This is a genomic window from Clostridioides sp. ES-S-0010-02 (assembly GCA_020641055.1).
Taxonomy (GTDB): Bacteria; Bacillota; Clostridia; order Peptostreptococcales; family Peptostreptococcaceae; genus Clostridioides.
This window is the reverse complement of sequence record CP067345.1, coordinates 2,320,370-2,336,141: the sequence shown is the minus strand read 5'-3', so window position 1 is coordinate 2,336,141 and position 15,772 is coordinate 2,320,370. Positions and strand designations below refer to the sequence as shown.

Annotated in this window: 23 protein-coding genes; 21 read left to right on the top strand and 2 right to left on the bottom strand. The window is 30.2% G+C overall.

Annotated features, from left to right (window positions below; translation table 11 throughout):
- Nucleotides 1-12 precede the first annotated feature (12 nt).
- From JJC01_10620 to JJC01_10580, 9 genes are all read left to right on the top strand, one after another.
- A complete protein-coding gene (locus JJC01_10620) occupies nucleotides 13-159 on the top strand; it encodes a hypothetical protein (GenBank protein ID UDN56652.1) in 147 nt (48 codons plus the stop codon).
- Nucleotides 160-162: 3 nt separating this feature from the next.
- On the top strand, nucleotides 163-2,946 hold the full coding sequence (locus tag JJC01_10615; GenBank protein ID UDN56651.1) for a phage tail tape measure protein: 2,784 nt from the start codon (nucleotides 163-165) through the stop codon (nucleotides 2,944-2,946).
- A gap of 72 nt (nucleotides 2,947-3,018) precedes the next feature.
- A complete protein-coding gene (locus tag JJC01_10610; protein ID UDN56650.1) occupies nucleotides 3,019-3,771 on the top strand; it encodes an SHOCT domain-containing protein in 753 nt (250 codons plus the stop codon).
- A 413-nt stretch (nucleotides 3,772-4,184) separates the two neighbouring features.
- The gene (locus JJC01_10605) at nucleotides 4,185-4,352 is read left to right on the top strand and encodes a hypothetical protein (protein UDN56649.1); all 168 of its coding nucleotides are present in this window, start codon (nucleotides 4,185-4,187) and stop codon (nucleotides 4,350-4,352) included.
- Nucleotides 4,353-4,471: 119 nt separating this feature from the next.
- Nucleotides 4,472-5,167, top strand: a complete 696-nt coding sequence (locus JJC01_10600) for a hypothetical protein (protein ID UDN56648.1) — start codon at nucleotides 4,472-4,474, stop codon at nucleotides 5,165-5,167.
- Between the two features lie 149 nt (nucleotides 5,168-5,316).
- Entirely contained in the window at nucleotides 5,317-5,466 is a 150-nt protein-coding gene (locus JJC01_10595; protein ID UDN56647.1) for a hypothetical protein, read from the top strand.
- Nucleotides 5,467-5,598: 132 nt separating this feature from the next.
- Nucleotides 5,599-6,240 carry a LysM peptidoglycan-binding domain-containing protein gene (locus tag JJC01_10590; protein UDN56646.1) on the top strand — a complete coding sequence of 214 codons (642 nt, stop codon included), beginning with the start codon at nucleotides 5,599-5,601 and terminating at the stop codon, nucleotides 6,238-6,240.
- The gene (locus JJC01_10585; GenBank protein ID UDN56645.1) at nucleotides 6,219-6,527 is read left to right on the top strand and encodes a hypothetical protein; all 309 of its coding nucleotides are present in this window, start codon (nucleotides 6,219-6,221) and stop codon (nucleotides 6,525-6,527) included. The genes JJC01_10590 and JJC01_10585 overlap by 22 nt, the downstream gene beginning before the upstream one ends.
- 21 nt (nucleotides 6,528-6,548) lie before the next feature.
- Complete coding sequence (locus tag JJC01_10580; protein ID UDN56644.1) at nucleotides 6,549-6,791, top strand: hypothetical protein; 243 nt, start codon at nucleotides 6,549-6,551, stop codon at nucleotides 6,789-6,791.
- Here the strand turns inward: JJC01_10580 and JJC01_10575 are convergent, their stop codons facing one another.
- Nucleotides 6,792-6,989, bottom strand: a complete 198-nt coding sequence (locus JJC01_10575; GenBank protein ID UDN56643.1) for a hypothetical protein — start codon at nucleotides 6,987-6,989, stop codon at nucleotides 6,792-6,794.
- A gap of 302 nt (nucleotides 6,990-7,291) precedes the next feature.
- Here JJC01_10575 and JJC01_10570 point away from each other — a divergent pair, with 302 nt between their 5' ends.
- From JJC01_10570 to JJC01_10515, 12 genes are read left to right on the top strand one after another with little or no spacing between them, the layout of a single operon-like run.
- Complete coding sequence (locus JJC01_10570) at nucleotides 7,292-8,812, top strand: C40 family peptidase (protein UDN60158.1); 1,521 nt, start codon at nucleotides 7,292-7,294, stop codon at nucleotides 8,810-8,812.
- A 17-nt stretch (nucleotides 8,813-8,829) separates the two neighbouring features.
- A complete protein-coding gene (locus JJC01_10565) occupies nucleotides 8,830-9,156 on the top strand; it encodes a DUF2577 family protein (protein ID UDN56642.1) in 327 nt (108 codons plus the stop codon).
- Nucleotides 9,156-9,584: a DUF2634 domain-containing protein gene (locus JJC01_10560; protein UDN56641.1), complete on the top strand. Its 429-nt coding sequence runs from the start codon at nucleotides 9,156-9,158 to the stop codon at nucleotides 9,582-9,584. The genes JJC01_10565 and JJC01_10560 overlap by 1 nt, the downstream gene beginning before the upstream one ends.
- Nucleotides 9,577-10,626 (top strand): baseplate J/gp47 family protein, encoded by a 1,050-nt coding sequence (locus JJC01_10555; protein ID UDN56640.1) that lies wholly within the window; start codon nucleotides 9,577-9,579, stop codon nucleotides 10,624-10,626. Before JJC01_10560 ends, JJC01_10555 begins: the two co-directional genes overlap by 8 nt.
- Nucleotides 10,627-11,244 (top strand): DUF2313 domain-containing protein, encoded by a 618-nt coding sequence (locus JJC01_10550; GenBank protein ID UDN56639.1) that lies wholly within the window; start codon nucleotides 10,627-10,629, stop codon nucleotides 11,242-11,244.
- Nucleotides 11,245-12,027, top strand: coding sequence for a phage tail protein (locus JJC01_10545; protein UDN56638.1), 783 nt, complete (start codon nucleotides 11,245-11,247; stop codon nucleotides 12,025-12,027).
- Between the two features lie 17 nt (nucleotides 12,028-12,044).
- Entirely contained in the window at nucleotides 12,045-13,496 is a 1,452-nt protein-coding gene (locus tag JJC01_10540) for a hypothetical protein (protein UDN56637.1), read from the top strand.
- 22 nt (nucleotides 13,497-13,518) lie between these two features.
- On the top strand, nucleotides 13,519-13,866 hold the full coding sequence (locus JJC01_10535; protein UDN56636.1) for a hypothetical protein: 348 nt from the start codon (nucleotides 13,519-13,521) through the stop codon (nucleotides 13,864-13,866).
- Between the two features lie 11 nt (nucleotides 13,867-13,877).
- Nucleotides 13,878-14,048, top strand: coding sequence for a hypothetical protein (locus tag JJC01_10530; GenBank protein UDN56635.1), 171 nt, complete (start codon nucleotides 13,878-13,880; stop codon nucleotides 14,046-14,048).
- A gap of 36 nt (nucleotides 14,049-14,084) precedes the next feature.
- Nucleotides 14,085-14,315, top strand: a complete 231-nt coding sequence (locus tag JJC01_10525; GenBank protein ID UDN56634.1) for a hemolysin XhlA family protein — start codon at nucleotides 14,085-14,087, stop codon at nucleotides 14,313-14,315.
- Nucleotides 14,316-14,330: 15 nt separating this feature from the next.
- Nucleotides 14,331-14,588 (top strand): phage holin family protein, encoded by a 258-nt coding sequence (locus JJC01_10520; GenBank protein ID UDN56633.1) that lies wholly within the window; start codon nucleotides 14,331-14,333, stop codon nucleotides 14,586-14,588.
- The gene (locus JJC01_10515) at nucleotides 14,588-15,400 is read left to right on the top strand and encodes an N-acetylmuramoyl-L-alanine amidase (protein ID UDN56632.1); all 813 of its coding nucleotides are present in this window, start codon (nucleotides 14,588-14,590) and stop codon (nucleotides 15,398-15,400) included. The genes JJC01_10520 and JJC01_10515 overlap by 1 nt, the downstream gene beginning before the upstream one ends.
- 27 nt (nucleotides 15,401-15,427) lie before the next feature.
- On the opposite strand, the gene JJC01_10510 is transcribed toward JJC01_10515, so the two are convergent.
- A complete protein-coding gene (locus JJC01_10510; protein UDN56631.1) occupies nucleotides 15,428-15,637 on the bottom strand; it encodes a hypothetical protein in 210 nt (69 codons plus the stop codon).
- Nucleotides 15,638-15,772: the final 135 nt, after the last annotated feature.

The following is a 15,772-nucleotide window of genomic DNA, read 5'->3' as shown; positions in this document are numbered from 1 at the left end:
GAAGTTAATTTAATGTATTTAATGTTTAAATACAAAGGAATGATGCCATCTGTTTTTTATAAGATTAAACATGGAGAGAAACGTATAACTAAAGCATTTATGTATCAAGAAATGGATGAAAAAATAGAAGAAATAAAGAATTTTGGAGGGGGGCTTTAGAGTATGTCAGCAGGAAGCAGAGCTTTGGAAGCTGTTATAAGAATGCGAGATGAAGCTAGTAGAACCCTACAACAAGTTAGAGATGCTACTAGAGCCCTTCAAAATCAAACTGATTCAACATCAGAAGCACAAGAAAGATTACAAGAACAGTTAAAGAAAGTTGGAGAAATAGCAACGAAAGCATGTGCTGGATTAGGTGCAGGAGTGCTAAGTATTGGTGGGATGGCAATAAAAGCTAATGATGATTATCAAAAAGCTTTGAATCAAATACAAGCGTCAACAGGAAATACAGCACAAGGTATGGAACATTTAAAAGATGCAATGCTTGGAGTATATAAAAATAATTTTGGCGAGGATTTTGCAGATATAGCAAATGCTATGTCTATAGTGGACAAAAGCCTAGCAGGAGCAACTGGAAATATACAAGGTTTAACTGAAAAAGCAATTGGATTCAGAGATACATTCGGATACGAGGTATCTGAAAGTATTAGGTCAGCAGATGCACTGATACAAAATTTTGGTATAAGTGGTGACGAAGCATTTAATTTAATGGCACAAGGGCAGCAACGAGGATTAGATTATTCGGGCGAATTACTCGATAATATTAATGAATATTCGGTTCAATTTAAAAAATTTGGGTTTACTGCTACAGACATGTTCAATATTTTTGAAACAGGCATGAATAGTGGAGCATTCAACCTTGACAAAGTTGGAGACGCAATAAAAGAACTTTCTGTAAACGCAATCGATGGTTCTAATACTACTGTAGATGCTTTTAAGAAACTAGGTTTCAACGCTGACGATATGGCTAAGAAATTTGCAGGAGGAGGCGAATCTGCTAAGAAAGCTTTTATGGACACTATGAAAGCTATAGGTGATGTAAATGACCCTTTGAAGCAAAGCACTATTGGAGCTCAGCTTTTTAAGACTATGTGGGAAGATTTAGGACCAGACGTTTGTAGGCAACTTGGCAATATAGGAGATAAGTTTGATGAAACAAAAAATACTATGGATGAAATAAATCAAATTAAATATGCGTCATTCTCACAAGGGTTACAAGGTATTGGCAGAATTATAAATGCAGATGTGTTGATACCCCTTGGTCAGCGGATGTTACCTGCTCTAAATGACTTTGCCAATTGGTTGAAAAATGATGGAGTTAAGTCGATAAATAGTTTTGCAAATGAGATAGGAAATGGATTATCAAGTGCTGTAAAACTTGCAACTAAAGCATTACCACTTTTAATTGATTCTTTAAGTTGGATTTTAAAGAATGGACCTGTAATCGCAAGTATTTTTGTAAGTATAAAAACAGCTTCTATTATGACTAGTGCAGTTAAAAGCATTGTAGCTCTGAAAAACTCTTGGATTGTGGCAAAGTTGGCTGTAAGAACCTATATGGTTGGCATGGCAGAGGCAGGTACGGTTTTGAGTAGTTTTCAAATTTTGGTTGGAGTATTAACTACAGAAATGACTATAGCTCAAGCTAGGACAATGCTATTAGCAAAAGCAAGTGCTCTTTTAGGTGGTCCTATAGGAATTGCTGTAATTGCAGTAACCGCTCTCGTAGCAGGACTTGTAGTCTTGTGGAATACAAACAAGGGCTTTAGAGATTTTGTTATAAATGCTTGGAACAATATAAAAGAAACAGCAACAAAAGTTTGGGGAAGTATATGTAATTTCTTTACACAAACTATTCCACAAGCTTGGGAAAGTCTATGTACAAGTTTTTCAAATGCAGGAACTTGGTTTGTACAGATGTGGAACAATATAAAACAGACTTTTGTAAATGGTTGGAATGCTATTGTAGCTTTCTTTACTCAAACTATTCCAACATGGATAAATAATATTGGAGTGTGGTTTGGACAATTACCTGCAAAAATTGGCTATGGATTAGGATTTGCATTAGGCAAAATAATTTCTTGGGGTATTTCTGTTTGGACTTACTTAGTTACAAATGTTCCTATATGGATTAATAATATAGGAACATTCTTTGCTCAACTTCCTAATAAAATTTGGACTTGGTTAGTGAATACAGTTCAAAAAATAGGTCAGTGGGGTATGGTTATGATAGCATATGCTCAAATTTATGCTAGGATGATTATTAATAATATAGTGGTGTTTTTTCAAACCTTACCTAGCAGAGTTTGGACTTGGCTTACAAATACAATTCAAAAAGTTGCTACTTGGGGAAGTCAAATGGCAACTAAAGGTAAAGAAGGTGCTAAAAAATTAATTACTACAGTAGTGGACACATTGAAGTCTTTACCTAAAAAAGTGATGGATATAGGTAAAAATATTGTTAAAGGGCTTTGGGAAGGTATTACAGGAGCTGGAGATTGGCTAAAAGGTAAGATTGGAGATTTTGCAAATGGTGTAATAAGCGGATTTAAAGATGGTTTTGGAGTGCATTCTCCATCTTGGAAATTAAGGGATTTGGTAGGTAAATTTCTTCCTCCTGGTATTTGGAATGGAATAAAAATGACATTGCCAAAATTAGAGACTAATATTACTGGGATGGTTAACAGTTTAGTTAGTAGAATGTATAATCCTAAAGAAGTTGAAGAGAGTAACTATACAAGTAAATACAAAGAGGCTATAACTCAAAGAACTGAACAAAATACTGTTAATAAAACTAATAGCGAGACTACAAATAATAAAGAAGATAATAATATTACTATAAATATAAACTTAGGTGGTGTTACAGTTAAAGAAGAAGCTGATATGACTAAATTAACTAAGATGTTAGTAAGAGAAATAAAATTAGGAATAGCTGGTGGTGTATAGACATATTTCTCCTAAAAGATACCAGTATATGCTATAATCGTAGTATAATTATTATATTTTAGGGGGATAAATATGGGATTATTCAGTAGAAAAGAGAAAACAAAAGAACCATGTATAATTTGTGGAACTGATACAAATGATTTAAAAGTTTCAGATGGATACTTGTGTAAAAATTGTCTTGAGAAATGCAGAGTTGAGATAGTTTCATCAGGAAAGCCAATAAAGAAACTAACTAAAAATGATATTTTAGAATGTATGGAAAATAGTAAAGATGAAGAAGGAAACTTCAGCAAGAGCGAAATGGTAATGTTAGAATATATAGGAGGGCACCCGCTTTTAAATGAAGAAGGGCTTTTATTTGTTGTAGTTAAAGATAATAAAATATTATTTAAAAAGACTGGAAAAAATTTAAATGATAAAATGATTGATGTCTTTGAAATTTCATATTCAGAAATAAAAAGTGTTTCTATTGAAAAAGAAGAGGAAGTTATTAGAAGGTATACAGCAACTAGAATAGCTTTGTTTGGACCATTCGCTCTTGCTATGAAAAAAAAGACAATAGATAAAAAGGAATACTTAATAGTAGAATGTAAAGATTTTATATTATCTTTTAAGAAAAATGACAATGTATGTGCAATTATTTATAAAAAATTAGTTGAATATAGAAAAAACAATAAAGTTGAAGATGCTAACAATAATATAGCTGATAAAAATAATGCTATTGACCCACTAGAGAAAATAAAAACATTAAAAGAGTTATTAGATATGGGAGCAATAACAGAAGAAGAATTTAATACTAAGAAAAAAGAATTATTGAACTTATAATATTAGAATAATAATCAAATAAAACATATAAAGCACTTGGATATTACATTGTTTCAAGTGCTTTATATGTTAAAAAATGATATAATATAGGTACAGAATTATATTAACAATGTGGTATGTAAATAACGTAGCTAAAGTAGCGCTCCAAACTTGTGTTACAAATTTATATTAACTAAGTGGTATGTAAATATTGGTATCGCTATAATTGCTATAACTGCATTAATCGTTTTATATTAACTATGTGGATTCAAAACTAAATAAACAAAGAAAGCACTTACTTTTGTGGTAAGTGCTTTTGTTTTGCTCAAATTGGTCGGTTGGGTAAAATAATTAGAAAAAATTGGATATTTAATTGACTTTTGTCTGCCGAAACTATATAATATAATTAAGGCAGACGAAAGTGAGGTGAAGATATGCCAAGTAAAAAAATAGGTAGACCTACAGATAATCCCAAAGGTAGTAGAATAACTATAAGATTGGATGAAGAATCTAAAAATATTCTAGAAAAATATTGTGAAAAAGAAAATATAGATAAAGCCGAAGGAGTTAGAAGAGGTATAAAACTACTAAAAGACAAATAAAAAGTAGCCCAACCGCCGACCAAAGCAAAATGGACTACTTGTACAAGAAGTTGCCTTCTATATGAAATATTCTATCATATAAGGGTACTTCTTTCAAATCAATTTGAGGAGGAATTTATATGAAAACTAATTTAGAATTAATCAAATCAGAAAACTTTGGAGAAGTAGAATGTAATTTTTATGAAAATGATACTAAAGATATATTAATGACTAGAGAACAAATAGGAATGGCTTTAGAGTATACAGAACCAAGGATAGCTATAAGTAAAATACATGAACGTAACAAAGATAGACTTGATAAATTTTCAACTGTAGTCAAGTTGGTTACAGTTGAAGGGAATAGAGAAGTATTAAGAGATACTATAGTTTATAATACAAAAGGAGTAATGGAAATATGTCGTTTTAGTAGACAGCCAAAGGCTGATACTTTTATGGATTGGGTTTGGGATGTAGTAGAATCTATATTTAAGACTGGTGCATACATAACTGATAATGCTAATCCTGAAAAACTAAGAGAAAAAGCAAGTGAGATTGAAAAGTTACAATTAGCTTATAACAGTACATCTATGTTAAAAGAGTTGCTAGACAATGCAGGCTTTGACAATAAATCTAAGTTACTAACAGCAAAGACATTGTACAAAAAAGCGGGAATTGATTTACCAATCGAGATAGATGAAGAAGAACATTATTTTGATACAAAGCAAATAGCATCTAAGCTGAAAATATATTCTAAGAGTAATAAACCAGCACAACTTGCTATTTGTGAAATTATTAAAAAGATAAAATTAGAAGAAAACGAAGTTAAGGGAGTTTAGGAAACAAATGGTTCTTGGACTGGTACTGTAAATAAGTATACAGAAAGTGTAATAAACAAGATTAGCAAATGGATAGATGAAAATAATAGACCTATTAAAATTGCAGGTGAGAAGAAGAATTTCCATGTTGTATACAAGGAGGTAATGTAATGGGAGATAACTTGCTAAATAATGTATGTAATGAGGAAAAGGAATATCTTATTTCTTACCTAAAAACTTTAAGACAAAAAGATGAACATGACTTTTATGTTTTCAAACAAATAGTAGATAAATACTGTAAACAATCAAAGTATAAATAAGAAATTAATTCTATAAATTAAAAACACTTACTTGGGTAGGTGTTTTTTAATACGAAAAATCAAAAGAAGTGAATATATGTTAAGAAAGCTGTGGTATAGCTTTAAAGATATTTTAGAAAGGAGGTGATGTAGTTGGAAATGTGGATTAGACAAGCAAATGACACCTTTAGATTTCCTGTTTTCCCAAGCTCTTTTGAGATAAACAGTAAAGCAATAGTAAATACCTCAAATATCTTGAAAACAGGAGAAATTGCAGTATTTGGAGGTGTAGGCTTAAGAACTACAGAAATATCTAGTTTCTTTCCCAAAAATGACTATACTTTTTGTGATTATACAGGTTTTCCCTCGCCTTATGACTGTGTAAATAAAATTGAAAAATGGATGAATGAAGGCTTTATATTAAGGTTTACAGTTACAGAAACAAATATAAATATGGAAGTAATAATAGACAGTTTTAAATATGAAGAAAAAGACTGCACAGGAGATGTATATTTCACTTTAAATTTAAAAGAGTATAAAAGAATACAGATACCTAAAATCAATACGAGTTCAAATGATAAGTTATCTTCAAAACTTGATTTACCTTTGACGAAAGGATTTGAGGTTAAAAATAAACAAAAGACTCATAAAGTAGGTAAAGGCGACAGTCTTTGGTCACTTGCAAAAAAATATTATGGAAATGGAGATTTGTGGAAGAAGATTTATGATGCAAATAAAAAATTAATTAAAAATCCTGACGTTATAAAAGATGGTTGGGTGTTAATAATTCCTTAGATGAGGTGATAGAGTTGGAGAAAGTAAGAATAATACCACAAAGTAATGGTTTAACAAAAGATGATTTGACAGAAAAAGATTTATATTGTATAGCAAAACATATTCAAATAAACGTTATAAAGAGATGTTTTAGAGAAGAACATGATATATTAGACCCTTGCCAAACTTGTAAGTATGAAAGAGAATGTTTTAAAAGTGGATATGGTTATGCACACTGGGACACATTCATAAAATTATCAAAAATTACAGGAGTAAGAATGTGTCCAGGTGCAGGTTTTACAGATTAAAAATGTGAAAGAGGTGTTATTATGCAAGAAGAAATAAAACTTTCAGAAAAAGACTTGTATTGTATAGGTAAGTTTATACAAATTGGAGCTATAAAAAGCTTCATGCACAACGAAAAAGACTTAGTTTTCCCTTGTACAGAGTGTAAACACTTAGATAAATGTTTTGGAGATAATAGAGAATCAGATTTTTGGGATACTTTTTTAAAGTTAAGTAAATTGACTGATTTAAAATTATCTCCATTTAAAAATTTTAAAGTAAAGTAATTATCTATATTTGTTGTGGGCTTTTTGAAGTAACTCACATTTATTTTCATCTGATAAATTACAAGTATTTGAATGTGAACAACTAAAATCAATTAGTTTTTTATCATTGCTTGTGTGAGTTTCAAAATATTTAGAATCAGTAGAAACTTGTCTATCTATAACAGAACAGTAATTACTTAAATTTTCAAAATGATACATATGAAAACACCTCCTCTCATGATATATTTTATCATTTTTGGTGGTGTTTTTATATGTGTAGAGTAAGTGAGGTGATTTTAATCAATAATATAAAATTACAGGTCCATATAAAAAATGGAGCTATATACAACATAACCGATATAGTAGAAAAAATTACATGGTCAGGTGATTATAAGTCACCATCAAGGACACTAGAGTTTTCTATAGTACAGTCAGCTTCTGATATTAATTTTAAGCAAATAGATATACCTATAGCTAGTACAGTTTGTTTTTATGTAGATGATAAAGAAATCTATCGAGGAATGATAATTAACAGGTCTAAAGACTCCAGTAATACTAGTATTAGCTTTACATCAAAAGACATGGGATTTTTACTTACTCAAAGCGAGGTATCATATAATTTTAAAGATAAATTAGTTGAAGATATTGCAAAACAAGTTTTTAATGACAATAAACTTGCAATAGGAAACATACCTAAAACTGGTGTTAAATATACGAAGATGTTTATTGGTGTAACTGGCTACGATACTATAATGAGTGCATATACAGAAGCTAGTAAGACAACTAAAAAAAAGTATATGATAGAGTCTAATGTAGATAAATTTAATATCATTGAAAAAGGAACTGTTACATTAAATGTTATGTTTGAAGAAGGTATGAATCTTATAAATACAAACTTCTCAGAAAGTATGGAGAATGTAAAAAACAAGGTATTAGTTGTAGACCAGTATGGTAATAAAATTAGTGAAAAGGTCAATGATGAGATTTTTAAGGATGTCGGAGTAATAATGCAAAAAGTTATACAACAACAAGAAAATAATACTGTAGATGTTGAAAGTGAGTTTAAAGGAATAGAACAGACTTGCAATTTAAAAGGGTATGGCGATGTAAGTTGTATAACTGGTAGAGGCGTAAAGGTAAAAGATTCTTATACTGGTTTAGTTGGGTTATTTTATATAGATACAGATAAACATAACTGGGACAGTTCTGGAAATTATGAGATAGACTTAGATTTGAACTTCCAAAACATTATGGATGAAAAGACAGCAGGACAGGACGAACAGAAGGAAGAAAGTTCTAGTTTGAATGGAGAAGGTACACTAAATGGTAAAGAAGTAAAAGCAGAATTTTCAGCATACTATCCATCAAATGACCCTATGGAAGGTGGACTATATCAAAAAATGGATGGAAAGAAACTTGTGCCATCCAATAATACTTGTGCCGCACCCGAAGCACTTAAATTTAAAACACAAATACAAGCAAAGTGTCCAGGTACAAATATAGATAACAAGACATATACAGTTACAGATAGAGGTGGAGTTATAAAAGTTGTAAATGGAGTATATAAGATAGACATACTAATGTCTAGCAAAGAAGAATGTAACAAGTTTGGAAGAAGAAAAGGAAGCATAATAATTGGAGATGGAACAGGATATACAAATGCTACAGGAAAGGCAAAAGAATTAATTAGTATAGCAAAAAGTAAATTAGGTTGTAAGTATGTTTGGGGGGCAACTGGGGAGAATACTTTTGATTGTAGTGGGTTTACTCAGTGGTGCTATAAAAAGATAGGCATAAGTATTCCTAGAGTATCAAAAGACCAAGGAAAAGCAGGTAAAGCAGTAAGTAAAGGAAGTTTACAACCAGGAGATTTAGTTTTCTTTTCTAGCAAAGGAGCAAATGGAGCAATAGACCATGTTGGCATGTTTATTGGAAATGGAGAATTTATTCATTCGCCACATAGTGGTGATGTAGTAAAAATAAGTAAGTTAAGTGGTAGTTATTACACTAAAAATTATGTAACAGCTAAAAGATTTTTATAAAAAAGGATGGTGAAACAATGGCTAATCCAATCAATGAATTTATAGGAATAATAAGAGAAGAAGGAAAGCATTACAATGAACCTTCTTTTTTTATTGGAAAAGTTAAAGAGAAATTACCAGATTTAAAGATAGAAACAAATGACATTATATTAGAAAAAGAAGATATCTTAATAGATAGTTGGATTCTTGATAGACAGATAGAATTATTTGATACAGAAACAAGTCAAGAACATAAACATGAAATAAAAAATCCATTTATAGATACCTTTAAGCCTGATGACATGGTTATAATGTTCAAAATAGGTGATAAATTTGCTGTTGTAAGTAAGCTGGTGAGTTTATAATGAGTACAATATTCCCATTTATAGGAGTGCCATCAGATTATGAAGTATCAAAAGAAAAAGAGTTAGAATTATTCAGAGAAGTAGCTTGGAATTTTGAAAAAGATGAACCAATAATTGAAAATGGAGATTTTAAGATTGTTGAAGGAAATGAGGCTATAAAGGTCTGGGTGTATAAATGTATTAAAACTAATAGATATGAACATGAGGTATATTCGTGGGATTATGGAACAGAGCTATCTGAATTAATAGGTCAAAAGTATAGCAAAGGACTTACAGAAAGTGAAGCATCTAGATATATAAAAGAGTCTTTACTAGTTAATCCATATATACTAGATGTTAATGTTGTAAATACAAGGTTTACAGATGATTTATTAAGTGTAGACATAACTATAAACACGATTTATGGGGAGGTGGAAGTTAATGTATAGTAGCCAAACATATGATGTTGTGAAAAATAGGACCTTATCTAATATAGATTTAAATATCTATAAAGGCGAGGGTTCTTTTTTAAGTGATATGGTATCTCCTGTTAATAGTGAATTAGCAAAATTCTATATAGAACTTTCATATCTTCATAAGAAAGCTTTTATAGAAGATAACTTCGATGATTTTTTAGATAAACGAGTAAATGAATTTGGAGTGTATAGAAAACTAGGAACAGAAGCTACAGGGGAAGTGACATTCGAGGGAAAAGCTGGAACAGTAGTCCAAAACGGAACTACTATATCTTACAATGAGCTATTATTCGTAGTAATCAAAGATATAGAAATCGGTTCGGAAATCGAACAAAATACAAGCCCTATACAGGCTTTAGAAATCGGAATTAGATATAATATACCTGCAAACACAGAATTTAAGCTACAAGACGAAATAAATGGTATAACTAAAATTTATAATAATTTAGCATTCCAAGGTGGGACAGAAATAGAAACAGACGAAGAATTAAAAGAAAGATTCTATAAAATACAGAAAAACCAAGCTACAAGTGGAAATAAAGCACACTATGAGGAATGGGCTTTAGAGGTTGATGGTGTATATAATGCAAAAGTATATCCAAGATGGGATGGAGCAGGGACAGTTAAGGTTTTATTATTTGGTCAAAATAATCAAGCTGTTGAAGAAGAAATAATAACTAAATGTAGAGAACATATCGAAGCAGAAATGCCAATAGGATGTACACTAACAGTCACAACACCTTCATCACTTAATATAAGCATAAGTGCAACTATAAAGCTAGAAGCAGGGTATACACTAGATTTTGTAAAAGAGAGTTTCTTAGAAAGTATTAATGACTATTTAATAAATGTTAATAAAGAAATAATTTACACTAAAGTAAGTGCAATACTTGCAAGTGTAGAAGGTCTACATGACTTTAGTAACTTACTTTTAAATAATAGAGCTGAAAATATAAGTTTTGAAGAAGACAAAGTCCCAAGTGTTACGACGCTTGAGTTTAGTGAGGTGGTTTAATTGAAATTAATTGATAAGCTACCTTCTTTTTATAGCAATAATGTTACTAGAAAGATACAAGATGCTTATGACATAGAACTAGAGATGCTTAGGGAAACATACGACGATACTTTTGACCAATGCTTTGTGGATACAGCAACGTGGGGACTTGATTACTGGGAAAATATTTTATCTATTAAAAATAGATTCGATTTAAGTATAGAAGATAGAAGAAGCAATATAAAAGCAAAGATGAGAGGCAAGGGTACAACTACAATAGAAGTTATAAAAGCGATAGGAGAGGCTTATACAAAGACTAATGTTGATGTAGAAGTGTTCAGTAATCTATTTAGTTTTACACTTAGTTTTATAACAAATAATTGCAGTTATAACACTATTTTAGAATTAGATAAGAAAATAGAAGAAATAAAACCAGCACATTTAGAACATAAATTTGAAATGATTTTATATAATCAAAATGGACTTTATACAGGAGCAATGGCTAGTACAGGAGAAACAGTTACAATCTACCCTTATACTCCTAAAGATATAACATGTTTTGGAGAAATGATATTTGCTAGTGGAAACAATAAAAGTGCGGAAAGGGTAACATTATATCCTAAACAGGAGGTGATATAATTGGCACAAACACAATATTATACATTACTTACAGAAATAGGTAAGGCGGCTATAGCAAATGCTACAGCACTTGGGACTAGAGTTGATTTTGCAAAAATAAAAGTTGGGGATGGTGGTGGAAGTGCATATATTCCAACGGAAACTCAGACAACACTTAAAAATGTAGTGTGGGAAAGCACCTTAGAGCATGTTCAAGCAGATAAAAAAAATCCTAATTGGATAGTTATTCAAAAGACCATCACTGGGGATACTGGAACCTTTACAATTAGAGAAGTAGGGATATTTGACTCTAAAGACCAACTTTTAGCAGTATCTAGTTATCCTGAAACTTATAAACCTGCTCCGGATTCGGGAACAGTAAAAGAAATATTAATTAAAATTATATTAGCTGTGTCTAATACAGCAAGTATAAATTTAAAAATAGACCCAACTGTTGTTTTAGCTACACTCAAAGATATACAAGATGTAAACACTAAAATAGATACAACTAAAACAGAGTTAACAAGCAATCTAGAAACTGCTAAGACAGAGATTAATAATAAAATAGGAGATACAACACTACTTGAAACAACAGATAAAACAAATATAGTTAGTGCATTAAATGAGGTAAAAACTAGTGTAGATAGTATAGAAACAACAGCAGAGAAAACAAGTATAAAAGATACAGATAATTTATTTGAAAGCGATAATGTAGAGGGAGCATTAAAAGAAGTAATGCAAGAAGTAAAAAATAATAGAACTAGTATTATATCAACTGTAAATAGTAATCTAATACCAATGTAGAAGGAGAGGTGAAATAATTGGAATTTTATGTTATTGAAAGAACTATTAAAAAAAGAAGGGGTTGCTATTCTGAATCTGATATACACATTACTCCTTGTTATCTTGAAAGTAGAAATTATTATGCTAGTTATAATTTAAGTGATATTAAAAATATAAATATTCCTGAGACAACTAAGCATGTTATTAATTCATTTGAAGCGTATTATTTAGCAGGTGGCGAATATAATGAAAAAATTATTATAAAGGATTGTACGATTCGGCAAGATACAACTATTGAACTTATACCAGACCCTATAATTTCTATAAGTAATGACTTAGGCTATATTAGTTATGCTCAGAGTATAAATTATAAAATAACAGACAGTGACCCTACTACTAGATTTAAAATAGTTTATAAATTAAATGATATTGTTATAGGTGAAAAGTATAATACAACTGATTCAAACTATACTATAGATTTAACAGAAGAACATTTATCAAAATTAAGTTTTAAATCTAGAAACAATATAGCTATAGAACTTAGCACTAGCGATGGAGGGGTATTTTTAACTAAAGTAGTTTCATTTATAAAAGGAAATACTAAACCAAAACTAAGTGTATCCTCTTACAATTCAACTTCTACGAAATTTACAGTAATAGACACAGATAATAATTTAAGTAAAATTGAGTGGTATTTAGATGATGTGTTAAAAGAAACAATAACAACAGATTTAACAACAGAGAAAACAATAAACTATGAACTTACAGACAATGCAATACACACACTTAAAATAATAGCTACAGACTCAGAGAATGCAACTGCTGAGAAAGTTTTAAGTATAAGTAAAGAAATAATGCCACTACAAACAGATGCAACCTTGCAAGACATATCAACTAAATTGATAGAGCTTGGAGAAGGATTTAAGAATGGAAAAACAAGTATTATAAATACTTTAGCACTTAAAAATATAGAAGCAAATTTAAATAATACACTTGTGGAGTTATCAGAGAAAATTAAAACTTCTTTTGACAGTTCAGATGCTAGTGTGCAGGAGTTGCAAAATAGGATAACTGAATTGAATAATCAGCTTAGTCAACGTAAAAAATGGGCTAAAGGTACTTATACTTTTACTCAAAATGATTATGACAATTTTTACTCACGATATTCGGCTAGTAGTGACTATGCGAGAAGTCTTACTGTTCCTATTAATCTAAATTTTACTCCTAGTTTTATCATTGTTGAAAAAATTATTCTTCACGATGGTAGTTATGATTTAAACTTTTATGCTGTTAATAATCTAAACAGATTTACTTCTGTTGGTCGTGTTGATAGGAGTAGTGAATATTTTTTTAATGCTCATATGTTTGTTCTAAGTGCAGATAGTAGTAATTTTGTTTTACGTACTTATCGTGATACACGTACTGGTGCAAGTGATGCGATATACCGTTGTAAAGTCGGGGAAAGTTTTACATGGTATGCGTATGAATAAATAAGAAAAGGTGGTAATTAAAATGAAAAGAGGAAATAGAATAATTTACAATCAAGACGGAAAAATCTTACTTCAAACTGGAGAAGCAACAGGAGATGTATCAGAGCATGATACAATAACAGAATTACATTTCTTAGATGTCGAACACGGAAGTATAGACTATAGTAAACAGTATATAGAGTCTATAAATCCAATCACAAAAGAACCTGTTTTAAAAAATATAGAAGTTATTTTGACAGATGAACAAAAGAGATTACAAGCATTAGAAGAAGAACTAAGTATGTTAAAAGAAGAAAATAAAAATAGAGATAGTGAGATAGTAAACACAGCATTTGAAGTGGAAAATATAAAATTAAATAACAATATTTAGGAGGAATTAACATGTACAACTTATTAAAATTAATGATAGAACAGAAGAACTATAGTACTAAAGAGGATTTGCAACACAAGATGGATGTATTCTATGCAGTAAATAGGATTACAGAAGAACAATATTTAGAGTTAACAGGTTTATTAAATAAAGAAGAAACACCAGTAGAACCAACAATATAGAAGTTCTTTTTTAATATAAAAATTTAGGAGGCTTACATGAATGAAGAACTTTTCAAAGATAATTTGAAACGACATGAGGTAACAATAAATAAACATAATGATGAAATAGACGAATTAAAAGTAGCAAATATAGAGTCTAAAGCAGAATTAAAAGCATTATGTGAGAATTTAAACTCGCTTACAAGTATGTTGAAGTGGTTAATTGGTACAATGATTACAACCCTTGTAGGATTCTTTATATTTGCAATACAGAGAGGAATATTTTAATTAGGAGGATAAGAGATGGATAATTTAATAAGTTTCATACCTGAGCAGTTGCTAATTTTAGTTGCTGCTCTTTATGTTATAGGAGCAGGTTGTAAGAAGTATAAACAGTTAGATAACAAGTATATTCCAGTAGTGTTATTAGTGCTTGGGATAGGTTTTTCAGTATGGATGCTGGGATTAAATCCTAGTGCAGTCTTACAAGGTGTAATTTGCTGGGGTATATCTATAGGTATAAATCAAACTTACAAACAATTAAAGGAGGAAAATAAATAATGAAAATATGTATTACAGTAGGACACAGTATTTTAAAAAGTGGCGCATGTACTTCTGCTGATGGAGTAGTTAACGAGTATCAATATAATAAATCTCTTGCACCAGTATTAGCAGATACATTCAGAAAAGAAGGTCATAAGGTAGATGTAATAATATGCCCCGAAAAGCAGTTTAAAACTAAGAATGAAGAAAAGTCATATAAAATACCTAAAGTTAATAATGGAGAATATGATTTACTTATAGAGTTACATTTAAATGCAAGTGATGGTCAAGGAAAAGGCTCAGAGGTGCTATATTATAGTAATAAAGGTTTAGAGTATGCAACTAGAATATGTAAGAAACTAGGCACAGTATTTAAAAATAGAGGTGCTAAATTAGACAAAGGATTATATATTTTAAATAGTTCCAAGCCTACAGCCATATTAATTGAAAGTTTCTTCTGTGATAATAAAGAAGATTATGAGAAGGCTAAGAAACTTGGATATGAAGGTATGGCCAAGTTAATTGTAGAAGGTGTATTGAATAAAACTATAAATAATGTAGAGGTAGGTAAAATGTATAAACACACAATAGTTTTTGAAGGAGAAGTTGATAGAATACCAGCATTAATACTTAGCTGGAGGTATGAAAAAGAAAAATGCTTGGTATGTGATATAAAAGATTACGTACCAGGAAGGACAGAAAATCTATATATAGTAGGAGCAGGAGCATGTAACAAAATAAAATCTATAACTGAAGAAAAATTTACAGAGATACAAGGAAAAGATAGATTTGAAACTACTAAAAAAGCATTAGAATTTATAAAAAGATAGTTTCGCAAAAGGGGAGTAACTAATTAACTAGTTGCTCCCCTCTTTTTTTATATCTACATTTCCATATTCTCTTTCAAGTGCTGTCTTTTTAAATACCCATGTAGTGCCGAATTTTTTACAATCTGTACCAACCACAAATTTTTTATTTTTTATATTCAGCCTTAACGTGCTTTCGCCTTTTTTGTAAAGTTCGCAAGCGTCTTTTATAGAAATAAGTTCATCGAAAATATCCTTCATTGTAACAACTCCTTTTAATTATATTATAAACGCAAAAGTTTAATAATGCAAGAAAAAAATAAACGCAAAAGTTTAATAAAGGCATTGACTTAATAAACGCAAACGTTTATAATATAATTAAAGAAAGAGATAAAC

What these genes read in the sequence shown, in the direction of transcription:
- JJC01_10620 (UDN56652.1), top strand. Translation starts at nt 13, where the DNA reads ATGTATTTAATGTTTAAATACAAAGGAATGATGCCATCTGTTTTTTAT.
- JJC01_10615 (UDN56651.1), top strand. Translation starts at nt 163, where the DNA reads ATGTCAGCAGGAAGCAGAGCTTTGGAAGCTGTTATAAGAATGCGAGAT.
- JJC01_10610 (UDN56650.1), top strand. Translation starts at nt 3,019, where the DNA reads ATGGGATTATTCAGTAGAAAAGAGAAAACAAAAGAACCATGTATAATT.
- JJC01_10605 (UDN56649.1), top strand. Translation starts at nt 4,185, where the DNA reads ATGCCAAGTAAAAAAATAGGTAGACCTACAGATAATCCCAAAGGTAGT.
- JJC01_10600 (UDN56648.1), top strand. Translation starts at nt 4,472, where the DNA reads ATGAAAACTAATTTAGAATTAATCAAATCAGAAAACTTTGGAGAAGTA.
- JJC01_10595 (UDN56647.1), top strand. Translation starts at nt 5,317, where the DNA reads ATGGGAGATAACTTGCTAAATAATGTATGTAATGAGGAAAAGGAATAT.
- JJC01_10580 (UDN56644.1), top strand. Translation starts at nt 6,549, where the DNA reads ATGCAAGAAGAAATAAAACTTTCAGAAAAAGACTTGTATTGTATAGGT.
- JJC01_10575 (UDN56643.1), bottom strand. Translation starts at nt 6,989, where the DNA reads ATGTATCATTTTGAAAATTTAAGTAATTACTGTTCTGTTATAGATAGA.
- JJC01_10570 (UDN60158.1), top strand. Translation starts at nt 7,292, where the DNA reads ATGATAATTAACAGGTCTAAAGACTCCAGTAATACTAGTATTAGCTTT.
- JJC01_10565 (UDN56642.1), top strand. Translation starts at nt 8,830, where the DNA reads ATGGCTAATCCAATCAATGAATTTATAGGAATAATAAGAGAAGAAGGA.
- JJC01_10560 (UDN56641.1), top strand. Translation starts at nt 9,156, where the DNA reads ATGAGTACAATATTCCCATTTATAGGAGTGCCATCAGATTATGAAGTA.
- JJC01_10555 (UDN56640.1), top strand. Translation starts at nt 9,577, where the DNA reads ATGTATAGTAGCCAAACATATGATGTTGTGAAAAATAGGACCTTATCT.
- JJC01_10535 (UDN56636.1), top strand. Translation starts at nt 13,519, where the DNA reads ATGAAAAGAGGAAATAGAATAATTTACAATCAAGACGGAAAAATCTTA.
- JJC01_10530 (UDN56635.1), top strand. Translation starts at nt 13,878, where the DNA reads ATGTACAACTTATTAAAATTAATGATAGAACAGAAGAACTATAGTACT.
- JJC01_10525 (UDN56634.1), top strand. Translation starts at nt 14,085, where the DNA reads ATGAATGAAGAACTTTTCAAAGATAATTTGAAACGACATGAGGTAACA.
- JJC01_10520 (UDN56633.1), top strand. Translation starts at nt 14,331, where the DNA reads ATGGATAATTTAATAAGTTTCATACCTGAGCAGTTGCTAATTTTAGTT.
- JJC01_10515 (UDN56632.1), top strand. Translation starts at nt 14,588, where the DNA reads ATGAAAATATGTATTACAGTAGGACACAGTATTTTAAAAAGTGGCGCA.
- JJC01_10510 (UDN56631.1), bottom strand. Translation starts at nt 15,637, where the DNA reads ATGAAGGATATTTTCGATGAACTTATTTCTATAAAAGACGCTTGCGAA.